The organism is Salinivibrio sp. IB643, from assembly GCF_001996105.1.
Lineage (GTDB): Bacteria > Pseudomonadota > Gammaproteobacteria > Enterobacterales > Vibrionaceae > Salinivibrio > Salinivibrio costicola.
Genome location: NZ_MUFF01000004.1, coordinates 113,222 through 137,801, shown reverse-complemented (window position 1 = coordinate 137,801; position 24,580 = coordinate 113,222). Strand labels below are relative to the sequence as shown.

Annotated in this window: 21 protein-coding genes; 6 read left to right on the top strand and 15 right to left on the bottom strand. The window is 49.7% G+C overall.

From position 1 onward, the window contains the following. Positions 1-368: 368 nt before the first annotated feature. Positions 369-929, bottom strand: coding sequence for a D-glycero-beta-D-manno-heptose 1,7-bisphosphate 7-phosphatase (gene gmhB / locus BZG77_RS03045; RefSeq protein ID WP_077646139.1), 561 nt, complete (start codon positions 927-929; stop codon positions 369-371). 120 nt (positions 930-1,049) lie between these two features. On the opposite strand from gmhB, the gene tsaA reads away from it, so the two are divergent. From tsaA to BZG77_RS03015, 6 genes are all read left to right on the top strand, one after another. Beyond that, complete coding sequence (gene tsaA / locus BZG77_RS03040) at positions 1,050-1,775, top strand: tRNA (N6-threonylcarbamoyladenosine(37)-N6)-methyltransferase TrmO (protein WP_077646135.1); 726 nt, start codon at positions 1,050-1,052, stop codon at positions 1,773-1,775. Positions 1,776-1,819: 44 nt separating this feature from the next. Beyond that, a complete protein-coding gene (locus BZG77_RS03035; protein WP_077646134.1) occupies positions 1,820-3,535 on the top strand; it encodes a proline--tRNA ligase in 1,716 nt (571 codons plus the stop codon). A gap of 218 nt (positions 3,536-3,753) precedes the next feature. Then, on the top strand, positions 3,754-5,064 hold the full coding sequence (locus BZG77_RS03030) for a patatin-like phospholipase family protein (RefSeq protein WP_077646133.1): 1,311 nt from the start codon (positions 3,754-3,756) through the stop codon (positions 5,062-5,064). A 122-nt stretch (positions 5,065-5,186) separates the two neighbouring features. After that, positions 5,187-6,041 carry a GGDEF domain-containing protein gene (locus BZG77_RS03025; RefSeq protein ID WP_077646132.1) on the top strand — a complete coding sequence of 285 codons (855 nt, stop codon included), beginning with the start codon at positions 5,187-5,189 and terminating at the stop codon, positions 6,039-6,041. A gap of 62 nt (positions 6,042-6,103) precedes the next feature. Continuing rightward, the gene (locus tag BZG77_RS03020; protein WP_021021984.1) at positions 6,104-6,307 is read left to right on the top strand and encodes a YaeP family protein; all 204 of its coding nucleotides are present in this window, start codon (positions 6,104-6,106) and stop codon (positions 6,305-6,307) included. A gap of 1 nt (position 6,308) precedes the next feature. Then, complete coding sequence (locus BZG77_RS03015) at positions 6,309-6,497, top strand: DUF4250 domain-containing protein (protein ID WP_077576830.1); 189 nt, start codon at positions 6,309-6,311, stop codon at positions 6,495-6,497. A 71-nt stretch (positions 6,498-6,568) separates the two neighbouring features. Here BZG77_RS03015 and BZG77_RS03010 read toward each other — a convergent pair whose 3' ends face one another. From BZG77_RS03010 to BZG77_RS02945, 14 genes are all read right to left on the bottom strand, one after another. Then, on the bottom strand, positions 6,569-7,918 hold the full coding sequence (locus tag BZG77_RS03010; RefSeq protein WP_077576829.1) for a sodium-dependent transporter: 1,350 nt from the start codon (positions 7,916-7,918) through the stop codon (positions 6,569-6,571). Between the two features lie 194 nt (positions 7,919-8,112). Further along, complete coding sequence (gene tilS / locus BZG77_RS03005; RefSeq protein WP_198532378.1) at positions 8,113-9,414, bottom strand: tRNA lysidine(34) synthetase TilS; 1,302 nt, start codon at positions 9,412-9,414, stop codon at positions 8,113-8,115. A 97-nt stretch (positions 9,415-9,511) separates the two neighbouring features. Next, positions 9,512-10,471 carry an acetyl-CoA carboxylase carboxyl transferase subunit alpha gene (gene accA / locus BZG77_RS03000; RefSeq protein WP_021021988.1) on the bottom strand — a complete coding sequence of 320 codons (960 nt, stop codon included), beginning with the start codon at positions 10,469-10,471 and terminating at the stop codon, positions 9,512-9,514. Between the two features lie 55 nt (positions 10,472-10,526). Then, positions 10,527-14,006: a DNA polymerase III subunit alpha gene (gene dnaE, locus BZG77_RS02995; RefSeq protein WP_077459726.1), complete on the bottom strand. Its 3,480-nt coding sequence runs from the start codon at positions 14,004-14,006 to the stop codon at positions 10,527-10,529. Positions 14,007-14,051: 45 nt separating this feature from the next. Further along, a complete protein-coding gene (gene rnhB, locus BZG77_RS02990) occupies positions 14,052-14,651 on the bottom strand; it encodes a ribonuclease HII (RefSeq protein ID WP_021021990.1) in 600 nt (199 codons plus the stop codon). After that, positions 14,644-15,798: a lipid-A-disaccharide synthase gene (gene lpxB / locus BZG77_RS02985; protein WP_077459728.1), complete on the bottom strand. Its 1,155-nt coding sequence runs from the start codon at positions 15,796-15,798 to the stop codon at positions 14,644-14,646. Before lpxB ends, rnhB begins: the two co-directional genes overlap by 8 nt. Further along, positions 15,798-16,586, bottom strand: coding sequence for an acyl-ACP--UDP-N-acetylglucosamine O-acyltransferase (gene lpxA, locus BZG77_RS02980; RefSeq protein ID WP_021021992.1), 789 nt, complete (start codon positions 16,584-16,586; stop codon positions 15,798-15,800). The genes lpxB and lpxA overlap by 1 nt, the downstream gene beginning before the upstream one ends. 2 nt (positions 16,587-16,588) lie before the next feature. Further along, positions 16,589-17,041, bottom strand: a complete 453-nt coding sequence (fabZ, locus tag BZG77_RS02975; protein WP_025744337.1) for a 3-hydroxyacyl-ACP dehydratase FabZ — start codon at positions 17,039-17,041, stop codon at positions 16,589-16,591. 84 nt (positions 17,042-17,125) lie between these two features. After that, on the bottom strand, positions 17,126-18,151 hold the full coding sequence (gene lpxD / locus BZG77_RS02970; RefSeq protein ID WP_077646130.1) for a UDP-3-O-(3-hydroxymyristoyl)glucosamine N-acyltransferase: 1,026 nt from the start codon (positions 18,149-18,151) through the stop codon (positions 17,126-17,128). Positions 18,152-18,165: 14 nt separating this feature from the next. Then, complete coding sequence (locus BZG77_RS02965; protein WP_077646129.1) at positions 18,166-18,675, bottom strand: OmpH family outer membrane protein; 510 nt, start codon at positions 18,673-18,675, stop codon at positions 18,166-18,168. Between the two features lie 20 nt (positions 18,676-18,695). Continuing rightward, the gene (gene bamA / locus BZG77_RS02960; RefSeq protein ID WP_077646128.1) at positions 18,696-21,125 is read right to left on the bottom strand and encodes an outer membrane protein assembly factor BamA; all 2,430 of its coding nucleotides are present in this window, start codon (positions 21,123-21,125) and stop codon (positions 18,696-18,698) included. A gap of 33 nt (positions 21,126-21,158) precedes the next feature. Then, the gene (rseP, locus tag BZG77_RS02955; protein ID WP_077646127.1) at positions 21,159-22,514 is read right to left on the bottom strand and encodes a sigma E protease regulator RseP; all 1,356 of its coding nucleotides are present in this window, start codon (positions 22,512-22,514) and stop codon (positions 21,159-21,161) included. Then, on the bottom strand, positions 22,511-23,707 hold the full coding sequence (gene ispC / locus BZG77_RS02950) for a 1-deoxy-D-xylulose-5-phosphate reductoisomerase (protein WP_077646126.1): 1,197 nt from the start codon (positions 23,705-23,707) through the stop codon (positions 22,511-22,513). Before ispC ends, rseP begins: the two co-directional genes overlap by 4 nt. An 18-nt stretch (positions 23,708-23,725) precedes the next feature. Beyond that, complete coding sequence (locus BZG77_RS02945) at positions 23,726-24,577, bottom strand: phosphatidate cytidylyltransferase (RefSeq protein WP_077646125.1); 852 nt, start codon at positions 24,575-24,577, stop codon at positions 23,726-23,728. Positions 24,578-24,580 lie beyond the last annotated feature (3 nt).

Below are 24,580 nucleotides of genomic sequence, written 5' to 3'. Positions count from 1 at the left end.
CGAATTGACTGTGCTCTTGTTGGCATCCACTTTTAAAAAAGTGAAATCAAAACAGCTCAAGGCTGTACCAACATGAATTGGTCACTCAGTTCATCGAATAAATCTTTTTGTCTATTCTCAACGAGTGCCCACACAGATTGCATAGGTCAAATTGTTAAAGAGCGCCGCTCAACGATGAGCGGGAGTGGCATAATACGCCACTTTGGCATTGAGTCAAGCATTTTGTTTTGCTTGTCTGTGTTGCCGTTGTTAGCTCGGCTTGCCGTGCCAACGAGAAGCGAATTATAGAGAGTTGTTTTTTTGATGCAAGTGTTTTTGTTCAAAAAAATCCAATCGCACAACTTTTCGCCGCATCGTTAAATATACGTTTACGCTTGGGTATCTTTCAATGCATCCGGCACATCGGCAATCGATACGAGGACCTCAGTCGCTAACGCCATCCCTTCTTCGGTAATAGGCTTCCCTGAACGAACCAGAAATCGAGTTTCGATGCCTGCTGCTTGAGCGGCTTTCATGTCATCTGCTTTATCACCCACCATCACAGAGCGAGATAAATCAATATCAAGCTCTTCCGCTGCCTCTAAGAGCATGCCTGGTTTAGGTTTTCGGCAGTCACAATCAAGTTGATATTCACCGATGCCGTCTAATGCATGATGCGGGCAATAGTAGATGCCATCGAAATCGACACCTTTATCGGCAAAGTTCCAATCCATCCACTCTGTCAATTGTAAGAAATCTTCTTCGGTGTAGTAACCCCGAGCAATGCCCGCTTGATTAGTGACTAACACTAAAAGATACCCTTTTTCTTTTAACGCGCGGCACGCCTCAAACACACCGTCAATGTATTCAAAGTTATCGATACTGGCCACATAACCGTGGTCAACATTCACCACGCCATCACGATCGATAAAAATTGCTGGTAGCCTCACGCATTTTTCCTCTTCATCAAAAGTCACCAGATTATGTCACGCTCAAGACTGACTTGCATCCATACTCCCCGTCTCTTTCGCATGCTAGTATAACGGCTTTGTTGTCGGGTTTATTCGTTTATGCGCTCCTCATTTTCTATCACGCCGGTCGGCACGCTCCTATCACCGTTTAAAGAAAAGTTTGCTGTTCCTCGCCAACCGGGGCTGGCACCGAGTGCGCTTGCCCACCTTAAATTACACGATGACGCGAATCAGATTGAGGCTGTCCGAGGCATCGAACAATATTCCCATCTATGGTTGCTCTTTCTCTTTGACCAAAACTTAGAGAAAGGATGGCGACCGACAGTGCGTCCCCCTCGTTTAGGTGGGAATGAACGTATTGGCGTCTTTGCTAGCCGAGCGACGTTTCGCCCTAACGGTATTGGCATGTCAGCCGTCGAGTTAGTTGATGTGTCACAGGATAACGGGCAGGTCACCTTAACACTGCGCGGATGCGATCTCGTCGACCAGACACCTATCATCGATATAAAACCATACATTCCCTATTCAGATAGCATAGCCGACGCTCAAGGCGGATTTGCTCAAACCAAACCAACCCCAATGGACGTCCGTTTTTCTGACAACGCATTACAGGCTTTATCTCAATCTCCTTATCAAGCCTACCATCAACGCGTGATTAGCGAAGTATTAGCCCAGGATCCTCGTCCTGCTTATAAACAGGGTAAAAAGGATGATAAATGTTACGCCGTACACCTTTTTGATTTTAACGTGCGGTTTTATGTACAACCTACGCAAATCCTGGTCGTGGCGGTAGAAGCTTTTGTCGAAACTCCTCCACACTGTTAATATGTTTGGACTTATTGAACGCCAATTTCAACGGATAACTTTAAATGCGTACCAGTCAATATCTGCTTTCTACCTTGAAAGAAACCCCTAGCGACGCAGAGATTGTCAGCCACCAGCTGATGCTGCGCGCGGGCATGATTCGAAAACTTGCCTCTGGCCTTTATACTTGGTTGCCTTCGGGTGTCCGCGTACTTCACCATGTTGAACGCATTGTGCGCGAAGAAATGAATCGGGCCGGTGCCGTTGAGACCATGATGCCCGTTGTCCAACCTGCTGATCTTTGGTTAGAGACAGGGCGCTGGGAGAAGTTTGGTCCTGAGCTACTTCGTATTGCTGACCGCCATCAGCGTGATTTTGTCTTAGGCCCTACGCATGAAGAAGTGATTACGCACTTGGCACGTAATGAAATTAATTCATACAAGCAACTGCCGCTCAATCTTTATCAAATCCAAACCAAGTTCCGTGATGAAGTACGTCCAAGATTTGGTGTTATGCGCTCACGTGAATTCACAATGAAAGACGCGTACAGTTTTGATATTGATAAAGCAGGCATGGAACAAAGCTACGAGAAAATGCGTGCGGCCTACTGTGCCATTTTTGATCGTATGGGGCTGGACTATCGTGCTGTGTTAGCAGATACCGGTGCGATTGGTGGGTCAGCATCACACGAGTTCCATGTCCTGGCCGACAGTGGTGAAGATCTGATTGCATTTTCAACCGAGTCCGACTACGCGGCAAATATTGAAAAAGCCGAAGCTTTGGCACCTAAAACGCAGGCTGATGCACCGACCCAAGAAATGACGCTCGTCGATACTCCCGATGCGAAAACCATCGCTGAGTTGGTTACGCAGTTTGAGCTTCCGATTGAAAAGACGGTAAAAACTTTATTTGTCAAAGCCTCTGACGAGGTAGAGTCTGATCTTATCGCCCTAATCATCCGTGGTGACCACGAGTTGAATGAAGTGAAAGCAGAGAACCTACCACAGGTTGCTGCACCACTTAGCTTTGCGACTGAAGAAGAAATCCGCGCACTGGTTGGAGCGGGTCCTGGCTCTTTAGGGCCTGTCAACTTACCGTCTCCTTTCATCGTTGACCGCAGTGTGGCAGTCATGAACGATTTTGGCGCAGGTGCCAATATCGACGATAAGCACTACTTCGGGATCAACTGGGGACGCGATGCGGCTCTTGGCCAAGTTGAGGACCTACGCAACGTTGTCGAAGGCGACCCTAGCCCGTGTGGCAAAGGAACGCTGATGTTTAAACGCGGTATTGAAGTCGGTCATATTTTCCAGCTTGGTAATAACTACTCGCAAAAAATGAATGCCGGCGTGCTTGGACAGGATGGCAAGAACGCGATGCTAGAAATGGGCTGTTACGGTATCGGCATTACGCGTGTGATTGCTGCCGCCATCGAACAGAACCATGACCAAAATGGCATTATCTGGCCCGATGCCCTTGCGCCATTTAAAGTTGCCATTGTACCGATGAATATGCATAAGTCTGAGCGCGTACGCGAAGCAGCAGAAGCACTCTATGCTGATCTTACTCACGCTGGTATCGATGTATTATTCGATGATCGTAAAGAGCGCCCAGGCGTCATGTTCTCCGACATTGAACTTGTCGGTGTTCCTCACACGATTGTTATCGGAGAGCGCAGCATGGATAACGGAGTGTTCGAGTACAAACACCGTCGTGATGGCGAGAAAGTGCCTTTTGCGATTGACGATGCACTGACTTTCATTCAATCAAAACTCGCTTAAATAGCGCGTGATGGTTGCATTCAATACCCCGTTTTAGCGGGGTATTTTTTTGCTGATTTGTTACCAACCGGCCTCACTGATTACAAAGCCCTCTATTCAACGCAGTCACCATCCGCAATGTTTAAAAGATTGAATGTTGGAAAGAGTGTGACAATGACCATGCATCGGCGCACACAGGCTGTCTATAATCAAACTGTTAGCGCGAGGATGAGATATGTATGGCCAAAAGCAAACCTAAGACAGCTTTGGTGCTGACTGGCGGTGGGGCCCGAGCCGCTTACCAAGTTGGTGTGTTATCGGCGATCGCGCAGTGGTATCCGCGCGTGCATACTAGCCCGTTTACTATTTATTGTGGCACATCAGCCGGTGCGATTAATGCCGTCTCCCTTGCGAGCCATGCGTCATGTTTTCGACTAGGCGTCAAAAAACTGTCGTGGCTATGGCGCCGATTGAGTACGTCTCGTGTCATTGCGAGTCACCCCAGCGCATTGATTGGCCACCTGTTGTCACAAACCGGGCAACGTTTTCAGTCTCACTATCAACCTCCCATTCCCTTTGGCTTACTGAATAACCGACCTTTACGCTATCTGCTTAATCAAACCATTAACTTTAATAAACTTAATTATCAGCTCCTAGCTGGGCACTTACACGGGCTAGCCGTCACCGCCTCTAACTATCAAACCGGCCAGTCAGTCAGCTTTTTCCAAGGAGATCCGGAGATTCCGCCTTGGGTACGTGCCCGTGCGGTGGGCCGCCGCCGTCAAATATCAACAGAACACTTACTCGCCTCTTCCGCTATTCCGTTGATACTCCTAGCTGGGCACTTACACGGGCTAGCCGTCACCGCCTCTAACTATCAAACCGGCCAGTCAGTCAGCTTTTTCCAAGGAGATCCGGAGATTCCGCCTTGGGTACGTGCCCGTGCGGTGGGCCGCCGCAGTCAAATATCAACAGAACACTTACTCGCCTCTTCCGCTATTCCGTTGATGTTTCCAGCATCTAGAATTGGCCATGAGTTTTACGGTGACGGTGCCATCCACCAGATCGCACCTTTGCGGCCAGCGGTAAAAATGGATGCAGAGCGTATCCTCATTTTAGATTTGACCACTGGGATCCGGCAGTCTACTCAAATTAATCATGCCGCCCCTGGACTAGCAATGCTCGGCGGCCACCTGATGAATGCCATTTTCGCCGATACACTGTCTGCAGATTTGGAGCACCTTCAACGACTTAATCAAGTGGCTAGTGCGCTGACACCATCACAGCAGCAACAGTTGGGATTACGCCATATTGATGCCTTACATCTGCGTCCTTCTGAGCCTTTTGAGCCCCTAGCCAAGCGTTTTTACCCACATATGCCGATAGCCTTGCGGAGTTTACTCAAATTATTAGGCATCAATGCCGGTCAAGATGCGACCCTAGCGAGTTATTTGTTATTTGAGCCGGCATACCTTCGCCAGTTGATTGACATTGGTTATCGCGATGCACACAATCATCAGTCTGATATTCTTTCTCTACTGACCGATTAATTATCTAAAAAACAACATGCTTATTAGCCTCTCCTCACCATGATTAGGATGAATATTAAAGGCTGGCATGATTTCTGCTTTACCATTACAAACACACACGATTGTAGAGTTGTTATCCTTTAATGAATGCCTCGCACATAAAGCAGTATACAAAGGCTGATTCCCCCCCGCGGATTATTCCGTTGGGCGCCGATCAGCGCTTGTTGTTGCTGCAAAAACTGCAAGGCCACCTTGATATAAAGGTCCTATTCGAGGTCTATGCGCGCCAATTAGAAAAACATATCGATATCGGTCGGATTATTTGGGAGCACGATGACATCTCCAATATCATTCGCCATGGTGAGCAACATACCTTTCGTCAAACGTTTTCAATCAAGTTCAATAAACAGCCGCTTGGTGTCCTTCAATATTCGACACCTTATAAGCTCGACCGAGACGAAATTAGCTTTTTACACACCTATCACAAGTTATTAGCCGGCCCGCTTAATAATGCCGTTGAGTATACGCGTGTGAAAAATATGGCGTTACTTGATGGTTTAACAGGCTTACACAACCGTACGAGCTTTGAGCAGGATCTTCAGCATGCGGTTGCTGTATGCGAGCGAGAAAATATCGGCCTTGTGATGGTGATGTTCGATATGGACAACTTTAAACAAGTCAATGACACCTATGGTCATTTGGACGGCGATAAAGTGTTACGCCGCTTTTCATTGCTGGTTAGGGAAGCGGTAAGAGGAAGTGATCGCTGCTATCGACTGGGCGGCGATGAGTTTGCCGTCATCTTACAGCCCGCCAGCCAAATGTCAGTCAAGCGAGTCACAACACGCGTTAAACAACTCGTTGGCCAAGACCACCTGCTATCCAGCCATCAGATCAGTGCCTCGGTCGGATTTTCTGAGTATCGACAAGGCGACAATAACCTCTCTCTTTACGAGCGTGCTGACCAGAGCATGTACCGCCAAAAGCGCGCACGTTAATACTTTCCTCCTGCCGGTCAGATTGGGTATAGTGCTCCTTATCATCACTTGAGGAGACAATCATGAAAGTTGCAGACTGCTGTGATCTTATTCGCCAACGCTATGCCGAAATAGGCAGTGGTGAGCAAGGCTATATTCCTGCGGCGATCCACTGCGCGATCAACACCCTAAACGACGTTGCACAAGATCCGTCGATTCCTCAGTCACGTCGCGACCAAGCTGCATTTGCAGCCGCCAATTTATTGATTAGCGATCACGAGGATTAAGATGGATTTAAACAATTACGCGACCATGGATCCTGTGATGCTGATGAGCATCATCAACATGAAGCTGCGTGATGAATTCGATGGCTTGGACGATTTGGTTCGCTATTACGAGATAGATAAAGCCGCTCTCTGTGCTCGGCTTAAAGACGCGGGCTTTGACTACCTGGAAGCAACGAAACAATTTCGGTAATCAGGATTAAAACGAGAAAAGCGGACATGGTGTCCGCTTTTTATCTCAATTCACCCTGTGAGCGTGTTCGCTTAACCCAGTGACACCCACAACACGGTTGCCACCAAAATAGGACACACGAACTTCACATAGGCGGGCCAAATTTTCCAAAAAAGGCTCTGTTCAATCTCTTCATAGCCCTCACGTAAAGCAGACAACTTACGGTCACGCGCCCAGATCCAGCCACCAAATAAACAAAACAATAAAGCAGCAAAAGGCTGGAAGTATTGCGTCGCTACTTTTGCCACTAACCCGAACAAAGTACCAAAGTGGAAAACAATCACTGCACTAAACGCCGCAATCAAGCCGCCAAGCACCCAGCTTGTCAATTGACGATTTGATCCTAACCGCTCGCTAGCAAGTGCAACCGGACACTCGAGCATAGAAATAGAAGACGTCAGTGCGGCAATCGTCATTAATAAAAAGAAGACCAAAGACACATAAGGGCCAGCAGCACCTAAGCTTTCAAACAGCAAGGGTAACACGGTGAATACTAAGGTATCGGCGCTAAGTAAGCTGCCATCCTGAGCATAGATTTCGACGCCCTGATGCATCGCCACAAACATCGCTGGCAATACCACTAACCCCGCAACCACCGCCACAGCAGTATCCACCAAGGTCACACTCAAGGCCATCTTCGGCAAATTCTCTTTCTGGCTAAGGTAAGAGCCATAAATCAACATCGAGCACCCACCAATCGTCAGCGAAAAGAACCCTTGCCCCATCGCGGCTAGCAACAAGTCTTTGTCCATGATCTTGCTAAAGTCTGGGATGAGATAGTGCTTTAGTCCTTCTGTCGCGCCTGGCAATGTCATGATGTAGATGAACATGGCGGCAAATAAGACAAATAGCGCAGGCATCAAACGCGTTGACCAGCGTTCGATCCCTTGCTTGACCCCGGCTTGGACGATAAAAATAGTCAAAACATAAAAAAGGATAGCACCAAACAGGTTACGCGACGCCGAAAAGCCTTTTAACCAAGCCGCTGTATCGGTAAATTGCAGGATCTCTGCGACCGCGGCGAGCAAAAATGACACTAACCAACCACCAACGATGCTATAAAACGCTAACACCATACAAGGCACCGCCAGGCCAATAAGACCCACACCACTGCCTAAGCGCTTCATTAGTGGGTTGTCACTTAATGCACGCATACTATCTAGCGGGTTAGCTCGACCATGACGGCCTATCGCCATCTCGACCACCAGCATCGGAAACGCGACCAGCAGAATCATCAGAAGATAGACGAGCAAAAAAGCGCCCCCGCCATTACTGGCCGCTTGCGTCGGAAAACCCCAAATATTACCGAGCCCAACCGCAGCCCCTGCTGCAGCGAGAACGAAGCCAATTCTCGTACCGAATAACTCGCGACTTGATGCCATTACCACTCACCTCATGTATCATTAGACTAGTACATTAAGTAATTCGGGAAAATTAAGCAAGCCCGGGGCGCTTAACTGCTCAATTAATCATCACTAGACGGGCATGCTATTATGCCGCCATGATGCGCGATGTTTCTTTTGTCCTCGGTTTAACGGAGTAAAAATAGGTAAACATCCGTTTGCAAAGACTAACGCTAACGTTGCCAAACGAGTCGCCATTGCTGACCACTCGCCCCTAGACGAACAAAATGGTCAGCCACCGCTACCACGCCCTGATCGTCACAGACAATAGGTTGCCGACGACGTAACCAACTTGGGATCGCCGCCTCTTGATAAAGCTTCTTTAATTTTCGCCGCCCTTGCCGCCCAACAGGATGCATTGCTAAGCCACTCGGATTAAAGTGGACCTTGAGCGTTGAGGTTAATGGTCCGAGCGCTAAACCTGGCGCTGTCGCCTCAAAGGGCAACAAGTGCAACTGTCCAAGCCCATCGGGTAACGTCAGGGGCTGCTCCAGTGTTAACTCTCCTTGCCACTGCGATAAGTCGGCACAAGGTGTGACGACATAAAGCTGTTGCTGATAGCGACGAATGCTGACATCTGCGATCGTCAAACACGGGTTAGCATCTTGTTTGGCGTGGATCACGTCACGGATAAGCACCTGTAACTGCGCATAAGTGAGCACCAACTTATATCGCTTTAGCCAATGACGGAGCAGCGCATGCGCCATGGCAGGATCCGCTTGAGGGAGTACCGCGATCGGTAACGCGCCTGAATCACTAAGTGCATTTTCCACTATCGGCGCGATAAAACGCGTCAGCAGTGAGGATTGCTCTGCACATAGGCGCTGTGTGCGTTGAACGGCTTGTCGAAAGCCAGGCCAGCGCGCATCGGCTTGCGGTAACCAGTGCTGACGTAAGAAGTTGCGATCAAAGCGAGTTTGCTGATTGCTAGGGTCATCAATCCAACTCAGCCCATGGCTGCTGGCATAGCTTGCAAGGGCAGCACGTGATTGGGCTAAGAGGGGCCGCACGAGCCAGCCCTGTCCTAATGGACGCACCTCGGGCATCCCTGCTAATCCATCGAGGCCACTGCCACGCTTTAGCGCGAGGAAAAATGTTTCAACCTGATCGTCACTATGCTGCGCCGTCAACACTAAACCTTCCGGCTCTAGATGTTGTTGCAAGGCCTGATACCTTGCTTCACGCGCGGCGTGTTCAAGACTGAGCGCACTGTCGAGTTCAACATGCTCAACTCGACAGTCAAAGCCCGCTTGTGCAGCCCAGTATTGGCATTGTCTCGCCCATTGTTCAGCCTGCAGTTGCAAACCATGATTAACGTGGACCACCCGATAACAATGCTGAGGATGCTGATCACGATACTGAGCCAACAGTGCAAGCAGCACCCGAGAGTCCAGACCACCGCTTAATGCGAGAATGATCTGCCGTGGCGTCGTGGTTAACGGTGCCAAACAATCACAAAGTTGTTGGTAAAGCATAGGCATTCACTGTTGATATAATCCGCCATTGTTGCTGGCCGCTGGTAAAAAGAAAAGGGCCCGAAGGCCCTTTTATCCCTATAAATACCCTAACGGCTTAGCAATAACCGTAGTTCAATAAACGCTGGTAACGACGATCGCGCAGGCTTTCCGTGTCCAAGCCTTCCAAATCAGCCAGCTGGGCCAACAAAGTGTCTTTAATACGCTCTGCCATCGCGGTTAAATCGCGATGGGCGCCCCCAAGTGGTTCGCTAATCACAGTATCAATTAAACCCAGCTCTTTAAGCCGTGGCGCTGTGATCCCCATTGCATCCGCCGCTTGAGGGGCTTTTGCTGAATCACGCCAAAGAATCGACGCACATCCCTCAGGCGAAATCACCGAATAGGTTGAGTATTGCAGCATGTTGACGTAATCGCCTACACCTATCGCTAACGCTCCTCCAGAGCCTCCTTCACCGACCACATTACAAATAATGGGGACAGTTAACCCAGCCATTTCTTTAAGGTTTCGAGCAATCGCTTCCGACTGGCCGCGCTCTTCCGCACCCACACCAGGATACGCGCCGGCGGTATCAATAAAGGTGATCACAGGAATATTAAACCGTTCCGCCATCTTCATCAGGCGTAATGCTTTACGGTACCCTTCTGGTTTTGGCATTCCAAAGTTACGTTTTACCTTTTCGTTAGTATCACGCCCTTTTTGGTGACCGATCACCATCACTGGACGTCCCTCAAGACGCGCCAATCCACCGACTAATGCTTTGTCGTCGGCATACGCACGATCGCCGGCCAGCTCATCAAATTCGTGAAAAATCCGGTTCAGATAATCGTAGGTGTAAGGGCGTTGTGGATGACGCGCCAACTGCGCGACTTGCCAAGCACCTAAATCAGCAAAAATCTTTCGAGTAAGCTCAACGCTTTTAGTTTCCAGCTGCTCGATTTCTTTATCTAAGTTAACCGCGTCTTCTCCGCCACGCTTGGACACCGCACGAAGGGCCTCAATTTTGGCTTCTAATTCTGCGATCGGTTTTTCGAACTCTAAAAAATTAAGACTCATACCAAGAGAATCCTATTGGTCACCGCCAGTGTACGCGATACGTCACCAGCCTGGCTTAGTTAAACTCTAATTCGACTTGATCATTACCGAGCAAGCCTTTCAAGGTGTCGATTAATTCATCGGTTGGCGTCACACGCCATTCCGCGCCTAAACGCAACCGAGCACGCGCATCATCACGCTGATAATAGATATTCACCGGCACCGTACCCGAACGATACGGCGCCAGTGCATCATGAAATCGTTCAAAAAAGGGTGCCTCTATTTGCTTAGACGACATCGATATGCCCAAACAACGCGCGTATTTTTCCCGCGCTTGGCTAATGTCCATCAATTCACGGGCGGTCATTTTAAGCCCCCCGTTGAAGTCATCAAAGCTGACCTGTCCTGAGACCACCAGAATGCGATCTTTCTCCACTAGATCAAGATATTTGTCGAGCACGTCAGAAAAAAGCATCACTTCCATCCGGCCCGAACGATCATCCAGGGTCAGTATCCCCAGCCGAGAGCCGCGTTTGGTGGTCATGACTCGCGCAGCAATCACCAACCCTGAAACGGTCGAGATCACATCGCGTTTAGTTGCGTGCGCATCTTCCAGCCGCCAGGTCACATAATTTTTCAGCTCTTTGCGGTAACTATTAATGGGATGACCGGTTAAATACAACCCTAGCGTTTCTCTCTCTCCCTCTAGCCATACTTTATCTGGCCAAGGGGCCGCATGCGCGTAGGCGTGCTCAACTTCTTCAGGGGCATCAGTTAATACCCCGAACATATCGGTTTGCCCATATGCTTCAGCTTGATGGTGTTGGCTCGCGGCGCGAATCGCTTCATCGACAGACGCCATCATCGCAGCACGATGTGGCCCCAGTTTATCCATAGCACCGGCGCGGATCAGCCGTTCAATCACACGTTTGTTGACTTTTTTAGTATCAATTCGAGCACAAAAATCAAACAAGTCTCGGAAATAACCGTCTTGCTCGCGAGCGGCGACAATTGTATCAATAGGGCCTTCGCCAACCCCTTTAATCGCCCCAATACCGTAGACAATCTCACCTTGGTCATTCACGGTAAAATGATGCAGACCCGCATTCACATCGGGCGGTAACACCGTCAGCTTCATGCGGCGACACTCTTCAACCAGCCCCACGACTTTATCGGTGTTATCCATATCAGCGGTCATCACCGCCGCCATAAACTCAGCGGGATAGTGCGCTTTTAGCCACAGCGTTTGATAAGAAACTAGCGCATATGCCGCTGAATGCGATTTGTTAAAGCCGTAACCGGCGAACTTTTCTACTAAGTCGAAGATGCGCATCGCCAGCTCGCCATCAATGCCGTTGGCGATCGCCCCTTTCTCAAAGATTGCACGCTGCTTGGCCATTTCTTCGGGCTTTTTCTTACCCATGGCACGACGCAGCAAGTCTGCACCGCCCAGAGTATACCCCGCTAGCGTTTGCGCAATCTGCATCACCTGCTCTTGATAGAGAATGATGCCATAAGTCGGCTCAAGCGTTTCTTGCAGTGACGGATGTTGCCACTTCTCATCGGGATAAGAAACCTGCTCTCGGCCATGCTTACGGTCAATAAAGTTATCGACCATCCCTGATTGCAACGGGCCCGGCCGGAATAACGCCACCAAAGCGATCATGTCCTCAAAACTATCGGGCTGAAGACGCTTGATCAGCTCTTTCATGCCACGCGATTCCAGCTGGAAAACCGCGGTCGTCTCGGCTTTACGCAACATCGCAAAGGATGCCTGATCGGTCATCGGGATCGCGGTAATATCAATCGGATCCAGCCCTTTGGCTTTCAAGCGAGGATTGATCATGCCTAACGCCCAGTCGATGATCGTCAGGGTTCGCAGGCCCAGGAAATCAAACTTCACCAAGCCTGCGGTTTCAACATCATTTTTATCGAACTGGGTAACAGGGTGGTGTCCCTCGCTATCACAATAGAGTGGCGAGAAATCGGTAATCGTCGTGGGCGAAATCACTACCCCGCCCGCATGCTTACCCGCGTTACGTGTGACCCCTTCCAGCTTCCGCGCCATGTCGATCAGCGCTTTGACTTCTTCATCATTGTTATAGACTTCGACCAGCTGGGGCTCTGCGTCAAAGGCTTTCTCAAGGGTCATCCCTGGATCAGGAGGCACAAGTTTAGAAATGCGATCAACAAAGCCGTAAGGGTGTCCCAACACCCGACCTACATCGCGAATAACCGCCTTGGCCGCCATGGTACCAAAGGTAATGATCTGAGATACCGCATCACGTCCGTACATTTCAGCGACATGGTCGATCACCAGATCGCGTTTATCCATACAGAAATCGACATCGAAATCCGGCATCGAGACACGCTCGGGATTCAAGAAGCGCTCGAAAAGCAGATCAAATTGCAGCGGATCCAGGTCGGTGATTTTGAGGGCATACGCAACCAATGAGCCAGCGCCCGAACCGCGCCCTGGACCAACGGGGATATCGTTATCTTTTGACCATTGGATAAACTCCATGACGATCAAAAAGTACCCGGGAAATCCCATTTGGTTAATCACGCCAAGCTCACGCTCTAAGCGTGCGTCATAGTCGGGTCGTCGACGTGCTCTTTCTGCTTCATCAGGAAACAAAAAGGCGAGACGTTCTTCCAACCCCTCTTGCGAGCGTTTAACCAGGTACTGATCAATGTCCATTCCCTCGGTCGGGAAGTTCGGTAAGAAGTATTCGTTTAGCCGAACAGGCACATTACAGCGTTTGGCTATTTCAACACTGTTGGTGAGTGCTTCGGGAATATCCGCAAACAGCTCACACATTTCTTGCTCAGTGCGTAAATACTGCTCTGCACTGTAGTGTTTAGGCCGACGCGGATCATCGAGCGTAAATCCATCATGAATCGCGACGCGAATTTCGTGAGCATCGAATTCATCGGGCGAGAGAAAACAGACTTCATTGGTCGCCACGACAGGTAAATCATGCTCGGCAGCAAAGTCGACCGCAAAATGGAGGTAGCTCTCTTCATCTTGGCGTCCGGTCCGCACCAACTCCATATAGTAAGCGTTAGGAAAGTACCGCTGGTAGAAGTGTGCGCACTGTTCGGCGAGCGCTTGGTTGCCTTTCAGTAAAGCACGACCCAAATCACCACGACAGCCGCCAGATAGCACAATTAGGCCTTCGGCATGGTCAACGAGCCATTGTTGATCAATCACAGGACGATGCTGCACATGGCCGCGCAAATACGCTTTGGAGATCAGTAATGTCAGGTTTTTGTACCCAACTTTATTGGTGGCAAGCAGGGTTAGCTGACATAACTCATCGCCAAACGCATCAGACTGAACATTAAAATCTGCCCCGATAATGGGCTTAACACCCACATTGTTCGCAGTGTTATAGAACTTAACCAACCCACATAAATTACTGAAATCGGTGAGTGCCATCGCAGGCATGCCCATTTCCGCCACTTTTTTTACCAATGGCGGCACTTTGGACACTCCATCAACCATGGAGTAATCACTATGAATGCGTAAGTGGACGAAACGTGGCTCAGACATAAAACTCGCTACTTCACTATGATTGGCTGAGATAAATAGCGCGCACTAGTCGATACCGAGCGCGCGTTTAACCGGCTTAAAGCTCTTACGATGCATCGGTAAGGCACCGTGCTCAGCTAAAGCGGCCATATGAACTTTGGTCGGATACCCTTTATGTTGGGCAAATCCGTAGCCTGGATACGCGGCATCCAGCAACGCCATTTCATGATCGCGATCGACCTTGGCTAAAATTGAGGCGGCACTGATTTCCGCCACGCGTAAGTCACCTTTCACAACGGCTTGCGCCGGCATCGGTAAGTCAGGCACGCGATTACCGTCAATCAGCGCATAATCCGGAGTAACCGACAGTCCATTCACCGCACGCTGCATCGCTAGCATCGTGGCGTGTAATATATTGAGTGCATCAATTTCATCAGGCTCAGCACGCCCCACCGACCAAGCCAAAGCTTTGGTTTTGATTTCATCATACAGCGCAAGCCGCTTTTTCTCGCTCAGTTTCTTTGAATCGGTTAATCCAACAATCGGCTGATTGGGATCTAAAATCACCGCCGCTGTCACCACCGCGCCGACAAGCGGGCCTCGCCCGACCTCATCAACACCAGCAATCACGTTGGCGTCCGGGTATACAAAAGGTTGTTCAGTCATGGTGACCCAATAGTGTTAATACTGCCTTGGCGGCGGAGGCATCCGCATTTTGACGAATGGTTTGATGCAACGCAGTAAAGGTGGACAACAGTGCTTGATTATCGCTATCAAGCTGATCACTAACGGCCTTCGCTAACGCCTCTGGCTGACAGTCTTCCTGTAGCAGTTCAGGCACCAGTGGCGCGTCTGCTAAAATATTCGGCAACGAGACATACTGGGTCTTAAGCAAACGCTTTGCCAGCCATGCTGTCAGTGGTTTCACGCGGTAGCCCACCACCATAGGACGCTTGAGTAACATGCATTCAAGCGCGACGGTTCCCGACGCCAGCAACACAGAATCGGCCGCACTAATAACCTGGCGCGCTGTATCGTCAATCAAGGTAAACGAAAGCTCTGGGGCAATGGCCTGCCAAGCTTGCTCAAACTGTTCGCGACGTGCCGAGTTAACCAAAGCAACCACAAAGCCAAGTTCCGGATAACGTGCCGCAAGCTGTTGGCAGGCTTGTATGAACGGCGGGGCTAACATCGCCATCTCACTGCCGCGACTTCCCGGAAGGACCGCTAACCAACGTTTATTGGGGTCAAGCCCCAGGGTTTGCTGTGCCGCCGTTTTATCCACTTGCATCGGAATGCTATCCGCCATGGTGTGACCGACAAAGGCACACGGCACGTCGAACTTGTCGTAAAACGCTTTTTCAAAGGGCAGAAACGCTAAGACAAGATCCGTGGCGGCCGCAATTTTAAAGATCCGCTTTTGCCGCCACGCCCACACTGACGGGCTGACGTAATGGACGGTTTTTATTCCGGTTTTTTTTAATGATGCTTCAAGACGTAAGTTAAAGTCCGGCGCATCAATACCAATAAAGACATCAGGCGGATGCGCAGTAAAGTGCTTCACCAGCGCGGCCTTCACATTCAATAAACGCGGCAGTCGACCCAAGACCTCGACCAGACCCATYACGGACAGCTCTTCCATATCAAACAGGCTCTGGCAGCCTTGCGCTATCATTCGTGGGCCGCCAATGCCGACAAATTCAATATTCGGGTGCTGGGCGCGCAGTGCCTTGATAAGGCCTTCACCTAAAACATCGCCGGAGATTTCTCCGGCGACGATACCAACCCGTAATGGACGCTCACTCGGTAACATTAACGAATAACGCCTCGCGTTGAGCGTGCAAAAAAGTCAACAAACAACGCCAATGCAGGTTCGTCTTCTGCTTGCGCCGCGAGCTCTTTTTTCACTTCTTCTAACGTTTTACCGGCGCGATACATGTTTTTATACACCGCACGAATGGCCCGAATGGCGGACTTGTCGAAGCCACGGCGTTTGAGACCCTCCACATTGATCCCAAACGGTGCGCAGTGATTGCCTTGAGCCATCACATACGGTGGCACGTCTTGAACCACAATGGATCCGCCGCCGAGCATGGCATGACTACCAATGACGCAGAACTGGTGAATAGCTGACATCCCGCCCACTATCGCATAGTCATCGACATGGACGTGTCCTGCCAAGGTCGCATTGTTGGCAAAAATACAATGATTCCCCACCACACAATCATGGGCGACGTGGGCATTAATCATAAACAGATTGTCGCTGCCAACTTTGGTTTCGCCTTTATCTTGCACCGTCCCGCGGTGCATGGTCACGCTTTCCCGAATGGTATTGCGATCACCAATTTCCAATGTTGTTGGCTCACCAGCATATTTAAGATCTTGGCATGCTTCACCAATGGAGGCGAACTGATAGATTCTATTATCACAACCAATACGCGTAGGCCCTTTGATCACCACATGGGTCATCACTTCGGTCCCTGCACCGATCTCTACGCCCTTCCCCACATAAGAAAAGGCGCCAATTTTTACGTTTTCCCCCAAGACTACACCGTCTTCGACAACGGCAGCGGGATGGATATAGGCAGTTTCGTGGATCACAATTAGATCTCTCTTCTTGCGCACTTTAATTGAGCCGAGCAGACAACATCACCATCGACTTTTGCGACGCCAGTAAAGGCCGCAATACCCCGGCGCTCTTTAATAAATTCTACCTCGAGAACCAGTTGGTCGCCTGGCGAGACTGGGCGGCGGAATTTAGCATTATCAATGCTTGCAAAATAGTATAGCTCGTTGTCTTTCGGCTTACCGAAGGTCTTAAACGCGAGCAAGCCTGTCGCTTGTGCCATCGCCTCTAGGATTAGTACGCCTGGGAACACCGGCAACTGCGGAAAATGCCCAGTGAACTGCGGCTCATTAACCGTAATATTTTTAATCGCGTGAAGGTACTGCCCTTCTTCAAAATCGGTAACACGATCAATCAACAAAAAAGGATAGCGGTGTGGTAACAGCTCTTTTATTTCATTGATATATAAAACTTTTTTTTCGCGAGTCAAGGTAGTATTCCCGTTCAAATCCGATACTGACTTCATTAACGCAAAACGGCCCGCGTTACTAAGGCGGGCCTGCTGTTCTCGGCGTTAATCTTGTTTTTCGAGCTGATGTTCCAGCTCTTTAAGTCGCTTGTGCATCTCGTCAATTTTGAGCACACGCGCGGCTGTTTTCCGCCACTCGCGGTTGGGCTGTAGCGGGATACCGGACGAATACATGCCCGGCTCAGTGATTGGCCGCATTACCATCGCCATTCCTGTGATGGTCACGTTATCTGTGATTTCCATATGGCCATTAAACACGCTGGCGCCACCAATAATGCAGTGTTTGCCTACTTTGAGGCTGCCTGCCATTACCGTTGCACCCGCGATTGCCGTGTTCTCACCAATTGAGACATTATGCGCAATCTGGCACTGATTGTCGATAATCACGCCATCAGCAATCTCGGTATCATCCAACGCCCCACGGTCGATAGTGGTACAGGCACCTATTTCGACTCGGTTACCAATCACAACCCGGCCAAGCTGAGGGATTTTAATCCATTTGCCTTTGTCATTGGCGTAGCCAAAACCATCTGCGCCGATCACTGTTCCTGCTTGAACCAAACAATCTTGACCGATAACGACATGATGATAGACGCTAACATTGGCCCACAGTTTTGTCCGCGCGCCGAGTTTTGCGCCCTTACCAATAAAGCAACCTGCGCCAATTTGAACGTTGTCACCAATTAACGCCCCAGATTCAATCACCGCATTAGGGCCAATGGCAACGCCTTCACCTAGGATGGCATCACTTGCAACGACCGCTGACGACGCGATATCGGTGGCGCAGGCAGGGGTCGTGTCTAGAATTTGTGCGACCTTCGCGTAGGCTAAATAGGGGTCTGCCACCACCAAGGCATTGCCATGGCAATAGGCAAGATCGCCTTCTTTAAGCATCACCGCGCTAGCACGACACAGTGCAAGGCCCTTCCGATATTTCGGACTCGATAAGAAGGTGATTTGCCCTTCTCCCGCTGAATTCATCCCTGCAAGCGAGGTTATCGTTACAGCGCCGTCTCCGTGGAGCTGTGCATCCAGTTTTTCCGCTAATTCAGCGAGAGTAATTGAAACCATGGGCTCCTCGACGGTTAGTTAACTGCGTTAATCACTTTTTCAGACAAATCATCACTTGGGTTCGCATACAAAACGGCATTGGCATCAATCACGATGTCATAGCCCTCTTGCTCTGCCACTTTATCGACGGCTTTTTTCAGCTTTTGCACCAGCTTAGATTCTTCTTGGCCGCCGCGTTTGCGCTGATCTTCCTGCAAGGCCTTTACTTTGAGTTTATAGTCAGACTCCATCGACTGAAGCTCGCGTTGTAGCTTCACGCGCTCGTCTTCGCTCATCAGCTCACCATTACGTTTAAGTTTTTCTACGCCTTTTGAGAGCTTTTCTTTCAAACGTTCAACCTCTGCGACGCGATCTTTAAATTCACCACGCAATTTTTCATTGAGGTTATTTTTTTGCGCCAGCTGTGACATCACAGCACCGGTTGATACGTAGCCCACTTTCTGTGCAGCATCAGCCGCTGATGCGTACATGGACGTGGTCAATACCGCGACACTCAGTCCCGCTGCTTTCAAAAATGATTTCACAATAGTCTCCTTTCTGATCATCAGAATGTGCGCCCGATCGTGAAGGTAAAGAACTCTTCATCGTCGCCAGGCTGGCTAGTTATAGGTTTTGCGATGGAAAACACCAAAGGTGCCATCGGTGACATCCACTGCAGTGCCACACCGTAAGCGGCACTGATATTGGATGGATCTGAGTAGTCTTTTGTACCTGGGGGATAGCCCATGTCGACCAGTTCTTGGCGATCAAACTCAGTGTCCCACACAGAGGCGGCATCAATAAAGACGCTGGTACGGATTTGCTCGCGTGCTTCATCTGAAGCAAATGGCGTCGGTACAATCAGCTCAACACTGGCAAGCGCCATGGCGTTACCACCAACCGCATCACTTGAACCGTAAGACCCTTCGGATTGTTCAATGTCCCCGTCCGGCTGCTCAGAGCCACCTGCTTCATAAATAGCTTTAGGGCCTACCGAGTTCGAGCGGAAGCCACGCAGAGATGAGAAGCCACCGGCATAATAGTTTTCATAAAACGGCAGCATATGGTCTTGGCCGTTGGTTTGGCCATAGCCGTTACCATACGCGAGACGACCACGCGTTAAGAGCGTAAATTCATGCTCTTGTGTCAGCGGCATATACTGGCGAATATCGTACTGCATTTTAAAATACTGAACGTCGGACCCCGGCACTGTCATGCGATAAGAGGCTCGCTGATAATTACCGGCGGTTGGAAAGTAGCCACGGTTGAGATTATTGCGCGTCCATGAGACGGACATATCAAAATCATCAACTTCGAGTCCACCATTGCTCGTTAAGTGATCCTTATGGCGTTCAAGAAACTTATCGATTTGGTAGTATTTACCAATATTTTCAATTTTGTTGTGGGTATACCCTAGCGAGAAATCGACTGAATTCAACTCATCGGTCCAAAAGCCCCACGTCAGGCTTGTCCCGTAACTCTCGTTGGTATACTCAACAATATTGGCATCACGCGCTTCAAACTCGTTGTAAAATACCTTACCGCCCAGACTGACACCATCGAGGGTAAAGTAAGGGTCTCGGTACTCCAACGTTAGGTTTTTACGGTAATCATTGACCATGGCATTAATGCCAAAGCGATTACCGGTACCGGCAAAGTTATCTTGCTGCAAACCGAGCTGTAAACTGGCGCCAGACTCGGTACCGTAACCGACACCAAAGTTAATGCTACCGGAGTTGGCTTCTTTGACTCTATAGTTAACATCGACTTGATCGTCCGTTCCCGGCACGCGTTGTGTATCCACTTCCACGTTTTGGAAAAAACCGGTACGACTTAACCGCTCTTTCCCTCGAGTGACCGCTTTGGAGTTTAGCCAGGTTCCTTCCAGCTGTCGCATTTCGCGGCGTAACACTTCATCTTTAGACGTGGTATTCCCGGAAAAGCGGATATTGCGGACGTAGATACGCTTACCCGGCTCGACATTCACGGTCAGTGAGACTTGTTGGTTGTCATCGTCAAAAGTCGGCATGGTATTGACTTTGGGGTAGGCAAAGCCGGTTTCACCAAGATGGCGCTTAATGGCCTCTTCGAGTGCGGTCACCTTATCGCCATTGTAGGTATCACCACGGGTAAAGCTAACCAATGAACGGTAAGTGTCTTCGTTTTGCGGATCGCCACGAAAGTTGACATCAGCAATCTCATACGGCTTGCCTTCATCCACATTCAGGGTGATGTAAACACCCTTTTTATCTGGCGAAATAGCCACCTGGGTCGATTCAACGCGAAACTTTAAATACMCACGATTGAGATAAAAATTACGCAGTTTTTCCAAATCGCCAGCAAGTACCTGCTTTTGATACTTTTCGTTGGCTAAGAAATTCCACCACGGCACATCGGCACGTAAATCGAAGCTATCGCGTAATGCGTCATTACTGAAGACATCGTTCCCCACGAAATTGATCTGCTCAATCTTGGCCGAGACGCCCTCAGTAAATACAAACTTCAAATCCGCGCGATTTCGCGGCAAAGGCGTAACAACGGCTTTTACCGACGCACTGTATTTACCCACACTGTAATAAAAGTCTTCTAAGCCTTTCTCAATATTACTAAGCTTTGTCCGATCAAGCGCCTCACCGACACGCAGCCCGGAAGACGTGAGGTTTTCTTGTAGCTGCTCTTTTTTAATTGCTTTGTTGCCTGAGAACGAAATGCTCGCAATAGTAGGACGCTCCACGACTTTAACCAGCAAGGTTTCATCATCGCGATAAACGCGCACATCCTCGAAATTACCCGAGGCAAACAGTGCATTTATCACATCTGCCACATCCTCGTCGTCGACGTTGTCACCCACACGGACCGGCATCGATAGCAATGCAGCCCCTAAGCTGACGCGCTGTAGGCCTTCAAAGCGGATATCGCTTACCTCGAATGTGTCAGCATGCGCCATACTGCTGCTTACTAAAAGAGACGCTATTAATAGTTTTTTCATCGCCATGTGCTATCTGACTAATCCTTGAATGCTAACCGTTTAAAGTCGGGCGAAGTCGTTAAACAATGCCACTGCCATCACCATCATCAACACGGCAGCGCCGATACGATACCCAAAGTCCTGTACACGCTCGGAAACCGGTTTTCGTGTCACAGCCTCAATCCCAAAGAACAGCAAATGGCCGCCATCTAATACGGGCAGAGGAAGTAAATTGATAATGCCTAGGTTCACACTGATCAGTGCCATGAACCCTAAAAATGAGATCAATCCGATCTCTGCTGTCATGCCCGCGCCTTTCGCGATCGATATAGGACCACTTAAGTTGTTCACACCCACATCACCGGTGATCAATTTTTTTATCATATTGACGGTCATACTGATCACTTGGCCCGTTTTATTGACCGCTTCTGGTATCGCCGCTAACGGCCCATATTGTTGCGTGAAACGGTATGATTCAGGCCATGCTGCCATTTGAGGAGCAATCCCCGCATACCCTATCATTTGACCTTCAACGTCACGCGCATCCGGGGTGAGTGTCAAATTTTGCGTTTCCCCATCGCGGACGATTGTCAGCGACAAGCTTTGATTGGGACTTCGTTTGATCACCGCAACGAGTCCTTGCCATGATGCCAACTCAGTGTCATCCACGGCAACAATCTTATCACCTTGCTCGAGTCCAGCTTGCGCTGCCGCGCTCTGTTCAACCACTTGTGCGACCGACAATGTGATCGCGGGTCGATAAGGCGTGATGCCAAGCGTCGTCAAAGGCGATTGTTTTTCTGGATCAAACTGCCATTGCGTAAGATCTAGGGTGTAATCGCGTTGATAAGTTTGCGCTGGACTCTGTTTCGCAGTGAGGGTCATACTCTCATCACCAATATGCCCGATCAACGCAAAATTAACCGCTTGCCAATCAGCGGTTTCGACGCCGGAAACTTGGGTTAGTTCCATTCCTGATTCGATTCCGGCTTCAGCAGCAATCGAGTTGGAGGATATTTCGCCGATCACAGGTTTGACAGCAGGAACACCGATCATCATCACCAGCCAATACGCAAAGGCGGCAAAGATAAAGTTAGCGATAGGGCCGGCGGCGACAATGGCGCTACGTTGCCATAGGGGTTGGTTGTTAAATGCGCGGTGCTTGTCTGCGTCAGGAACAGCCTCAATACGCTCATCCAACATTTTGACGTAGCCACCGAGCGGGATCGCAGCAATCACGTATTCGGTATTGTCTTTGCCGTACCAGCGCCATAATGCGCGACCAAAACCAATTGAAAAACGCTCAACCTTTACACCACAGCGACGAGCGACCCAAAAGTGACCGTATTCGTGAATTGCAACCAATATGCCAAGCGCGACAATAAACGCCGCCGCGTTCCAAAAAAAATCGCTCATTTTGTCACCTTAGTAATCTGCTCATTGGCAGCCATGCGAGCTATTCTATCCAGCTCAAATAAGCAATCCAAGCTTGTTGGCGTGGGAAGCGATGATTGGGTCAATACCTGCTCATTGATGCGAGCAATATCCATAAAGCTGATCTGTCCGGCAAGAAACGCGGCGACAGCTTGCTCATTGGCGGCATTGAGCGTTGTGGTTGCTGCTTGCCCCTGCTCACAGGCTGCGATCGCGAGCGAAAGACAAGGATAACGACACGCATCCGGTGCCATAAAAGTAAATTCGCCAATTTGAGTGAAATCAAGAGGCGCTACCGACGCTTGAACGCGATCAGGATATCCCATTGCATGAGCAATCGGCGTACACATATCGGGCGTACCCAATTGCGCAAGCACCGAGCCATCACACATCTGTACCATGGAGTGGATCACTGACTGCGGGTGGATCACCACTTCCAGTTGATGAGGCTGGGCGTTGAATAACCATCGCGCCTCAATGTATTCCAAACCTTTATTCATCATGGTTGCTGAATCGACCGAGATTTTTGGCCCCATCGACCAATTAGGATGTGCGATGGCCTCTTCAACACTGACGGTCGCTAAGCTTTGTGGGTCACGATAGCGAAATGGTCCCCCCGAGCCTGTTAGCAAAATTTTATTGACGCCGGCCGATTGCAAATCACAGCGTCCAGGCTGTTGCTGCACGGATTGCGGCAAGCATTGAAAGATCGCATTGTGTTCACTGTCGATGGGCAGCAGCTCAGCGCCGTATTGATAAACAGCATCAATAAAAAACTGCCCAGACATTACCAAGGCTTCTTTATTGGCAAGCAGCACCCGTTTGCCCGCTTTAACCGCCGCCATTGTTGAAGACAGCCCGGCCGCGCCAACAACTGCCGCCATCACCATATCCACTTCAGGTAATGCCGCAAGGTGACATAAACTGTCCTCGCCAGCGAGTACTTCGGTGCCGATCCCTCTTTCACGCAACGCATGACGCAACTGTTGCGCTGACGCGCGATTAGCCATCGCGGCGTAAGCAGGTTGCCAATCGACACATAACGCAATCATTTTCTCGACATTGGTATGTGCAGCCAATGCCGTGACTTCAAACTTTTCAGGGTTGGCTGCAACCACTTTTAAGGTACTGGAGCCAATAGAACCTGTGGCGCCTAATACGGTGATTCTTTGCATGTCGAAGACTCGTTTCACTTAATTCGCAAATGCGAAGTACAACACGGTAAACACTGGGAACGCTGCCGTTAAGCTATCAATGCGATCAAGAATGCCCCCATGACCTGGAAGCAAATTACCACTGTCTTTCACCCCAGCGACTCGTTTAAACATACTCTCCGCTAAGTCACCCAACACGGACGCCAAGGCGGTCACCACAGTGACAGCCAAGAACACGCCAACATTGGCGAAATGGATGTTTAACAGATGCGTCCCTAACCAGGTCACTGCCACTGCCGCAGTGAGCCCACCCAATAATCCTTCGAGGGTTTTATTCGGGCTGACCGCAGGGGCCATTTTATGTTTACCGAACTTTTTCCCGGCRAAATAGGCACCACTATCTGCGCACCATACGAGGACAAAAACCAGCAGCACTAACTTGGCGCCATAAAAAGGGGAGAACTGGTAGTCTGTTGCACGCAACAGCAAGACACTCCACATAAACGGTAACAGGGTAACGAGACCAAAGAGTAAGCGTAGTAACTTGCTGTGGGTCCAATACGCCCCTGAGCGAGGGTATGAGAGCACTAACACGGTTGCGAATAGCCACCAAGCCGCGCCGGTTGCCGCCAGTGCGAAAGGTGGCAGTGTGACATGCCCGAGCGCCATGGCACTAAAAGGAACACTAAAGAGCGAAAGCGCCAGCGCTGCAGCAGGGATAATAAAGGTAAAAAGCCGCGAAGACGCCGAGACAAACTGCGTCCATTCCCAAAGTCCAATTAAAGTGACAGCCGCTATCGCTGCAACAAATGCAGGAAACGGTAAGTAAAAGACTCCAGCGACCACTAACGGGACTAACAAGGCCGCGGTTAAAACACGTTGTTTGAGCAAACT

What these genes read in the sequence shown, in the direction of transcription:
- tsaA (WP_077646135.1), top strand. Translation starts at nt 1,050, where the DNA reads ATGCGCTCCTCATTTTCTATCACGCCGGTCGGCACGCTCCTATCACCG.
- BZG77_RS03035 (WP_077646134.1), top strand. Translation starts at nt 1,820, where the DNA reads ATGCGTACCAGTCAATATCTGCTTTCTACCTTGAAAGAAACCCCTAGC.
- BZG77_RS03030 (WP_077646133.1), top strand. Translation starts at nt 3,754, where the DNA reads ATGGCCAAAAGCAAACCTAAGACAGCTTTGGTGCTGACTGGCGGTGGG.
- BZG77_RS03025 (WP_077646132.1), top strand. Translation starts at nt 5,187, where the DNA reads ATGAATGCCTCGCACATAAAGCAGTATACAAAGGCTGATTCCCCCCCG.
- BZG77_RS03020 (WP_021021984.1), top strand. Translation starts at nt 6,104, where the DNA reads ATGAAAGTTGCAGACTGCTGTGATCTTATTCGCCAACGCTATGCCGAA.
- BZG77_RS03015 (WP_077576830.1), top strand. Translation starts at nt 6,309, where the DNA reads ATGGATTTAAACAATTACGCGACCATGGATCCTGTGATGCTGATGAGC.
- BZG77_RS03010 (WP_077576829.1), bottom strand. Translation starts at nt 7,918, where the DNA reads ATGGCATCAAGTCGCGAGTTATTCGGTACGAGAATTGGCTTCGTTCTC.
- tilS (WP_198532378.1), bottom strand. Translation starts at nt 9,414, where the DNA reads ATGCTTTACCAACAACTTTGTGATTGTTTGGCACCGTTAACCACGACG.
- accA (WP_021021988.1), bottom strand. Translation starts at nt 10,471, where the DNA reads ATGAGTCTTAATTTTTTAGAGTTCGAAAAACCGATCGCAGAATTAGAA.
- dnaE (WP_077459726.1), bottom strand. Translation starts at nt 14,006, where the DNA reads ATGTCTGAGCCACGTTTCGTCCACTTACGCATTCATAGTGATTACTCC.
- rnhB (WP_021021990.1), bottom strand. Translation starts at nt 14,651, where the DNA reads ATGACTGAACAACCTTTTGTATACCCGGACGCCAACGTGATTGCTGGT.
- lpxD (WP_077646130.1), bottom strand. Translation starts at nt 18,151, where the DNA reads ATGGTTTCAATTACTCTCGCTGAATTAGCGGAAAAACTGGATGCACAG.
- rseP (WP_077646127.1), bottom strand. Translation starts at nt 22,514, where the DNA reads ATGAGCGATTTTTTTTGGAACGCGGCGGCGTTTATTGTCGCGCTTGGC.
- ispC (WP_077646126.1), bottom strand. Translation starts at nt 23,707, where the DNA reads ATGCAAAGAATCACCGTATTAGGCGCCACAGGTTCTATTGGCTCCAGT.